The organism is Roseateles sp. P5_B10 (genome assembly GCF_056400485.1).
This window is the reverse complement of record NZ_JBFULE010000875.1, coordinates 1-2,108: the sequence shown is the minus strand read 5'-3', so window position 1 is coordinate 2,108 and position 2,108 is coordinate 1. Positions and strand designations below refer to the sequence as shown.

Sequence of the window (2,108 nt, the reverse complement as noted above, 5' to 3'; positions counted from 1 at the left end):
CTCCTTGGCATCCTGGGCTATCTGCTKAATCTGGAGCAGCTCTACCACTGGGGTTCATACAACCGCCTGACGCTGCCGACGGCCGCTGGCCTGGCGCTGCTGGCCCTGTCGATCTGGGAATTGCGCCTGAGCTGGAGCGACCTGCGTGAGCGCATCGACCTGCATGAGCAGCGCATCACGCGGCGCTCGCTGGCCGTGCTGGCCCTGGTCGCCGTGGCGGCCGGTGCGGGCGGCTTCGCAGCGCTGGAATCGGAATTCGAGCACACGCGCAAGGAAGATGTGCGCTCCACGGCAGTGCTCACCGCCGAGGCACTGGTCAGCGCCGTCGACGGCGGCGTCTGGCTCGCACAGACCATCGCCACCCGCCCCATCGTCATCGAGCAACTCGCGGCGCTGGCCAGCAGCCCGGCCGACACCGCCCGGCGCGAGCGCCTGGGCAACATCACACGCAGCCTGCTGACGGCCGGCGTCACCGCGGCGCGCTTCGTCGACGCCACCGGCGCGCCGCTGGCCGAGGCAGGCGCCTTCGCGGCCCAGGCCGGCACGCCGTCGCTGGCGCTGGCGTCCGACTACGCCGCCACGGGTCGTCTCGCCTGGACCAGCGGTTTCCTGCTTGCGATCGACGTTCCGGTCATGGACAAGGGCGAGGTGGTGGGCCGCTTCCAGAGCGAGCAGCGCYTGGCATTGATGGACCGCCTGGTCATGCGCATCCGCGATACCGACGCCTCCTCCGACGTGCTGATCTGCAACCGCATCGACAAGGTCGCGTCCTGTGTGCCGTCCAAGCTCTACCCGAAGGCCTTCACCATCCCGATGTTCGACGCGAGCGGCAACGTCAACCTGCCGATCAACCGCGCCCTGCTCGGCGAGACGGGCGTCACGCTAACGCCAGACCTGCGCGGCGTGCCGGTCGTCGCGGCCTATGTGCCGCTCGGGCGCACCGGCCTAGCCATGGTCGTCAAGGCCGACATCGACGCCGTCTTCGCCGTCATCCGCCAGCGCCTGGGCTGGCTGGCCCTGCTGCTGACGGTGCTGACTTTGATAGGCACCTGGGTGCTCAGGCAGCACGTGAGGCCCCTGGTGAAGCAGTTGGCCGGCGAGCAGGCGCGCTGCCGCGCCATCCTCGACAACTCGAGCGACGCCTTCATCGGCCTGGACAGCGAAGGCCTCATCACCGACTGGAACCTGCAGGCTGAACGCCTGTTCGGCTACACCGAGGCCGAGGCGAGGGGCCAGCGCGTTGCCGAACTCATCATCCCGCCTGAGTCACGCGCCGCCCACGAGGCCGGCATGGCGCGTTTCCGGCACACCGGCCAGGGCCGCGTCGTCAACCAGCGTGTCGAGCTCGTGGCCCAGCACCGCGACGGCCGGCTGCTGGACGTGGAGCTGTCCGTTGCCGCCATGGCGGCAGGCGACGGCTACGCCGCGCATGCCTTCGTGCGCGACGTCAGCCAGCGCAAGGCCGCTGCCCGCCAACTCGCCGCCAGCGAGCAGCGCATGCGCGACGTGACCAACGCCATCCCGGCCATCGTCGGCGTCTTCGATGCCGAGGAGCATTGCATCTTTGCCAATGACCTGGCGCTCAAGATCCACAACGTCGACCGCGACAAGGCCATCGGCCTGCCCATGCGCGACGGCCTGGGCGAGGCCAGCTATGCCCTGCACGAGCCCCATGTGAAGGCCGTGCTGCAAGGCCAGCGCCAGACTTTCGAGGGCTCGCTACCCTGGCGCGATGGCACTGGCTATTTCCAGATCCACCTCGTGCCGATGCGCGACGCGCAGACCGATGCCGTCAGCGGCTTCTATCTGATGACCTTCGACATCACGGCCCTGCGCAGTGCCCAGTTGAAGCAGGAGCGCAGCGAGCGGCGCCTGCGCTCCATCACGGACAACCTGCCGGCCCTGATCTCCCACCTGGATGCCGACGGCCGCTATCTGTTCGCCAACCGCCAGTTCGAGACCCTGCTCAAACTCGATCCCGAGCAACTGCTCGGCCGGCGCATTGACGAAGTGCGTGACGCGGACTACGTCGCGCAGGTGCGCCCCTGGCTGGCCAAGGCCATGGCGGGCCAGACCGTCGTCTTCGAATCCGAGACCGGCCCCAGTGA

Annotated in this window: 1 protein-coding gene; it reads left to right on the top strand. The window is 68.8% G+C overall.

Annotation, left to right across the window (positions count from 1 at the left end):
• Positions 1-2,108, top strand: a 2,108-nt coding sequence (locus AC1DU6_RS28745) for a PAS domain S-box protein (RefSeq protein ID WP_477861313.1), incomplete at both ends; no start/stop codon positions are given.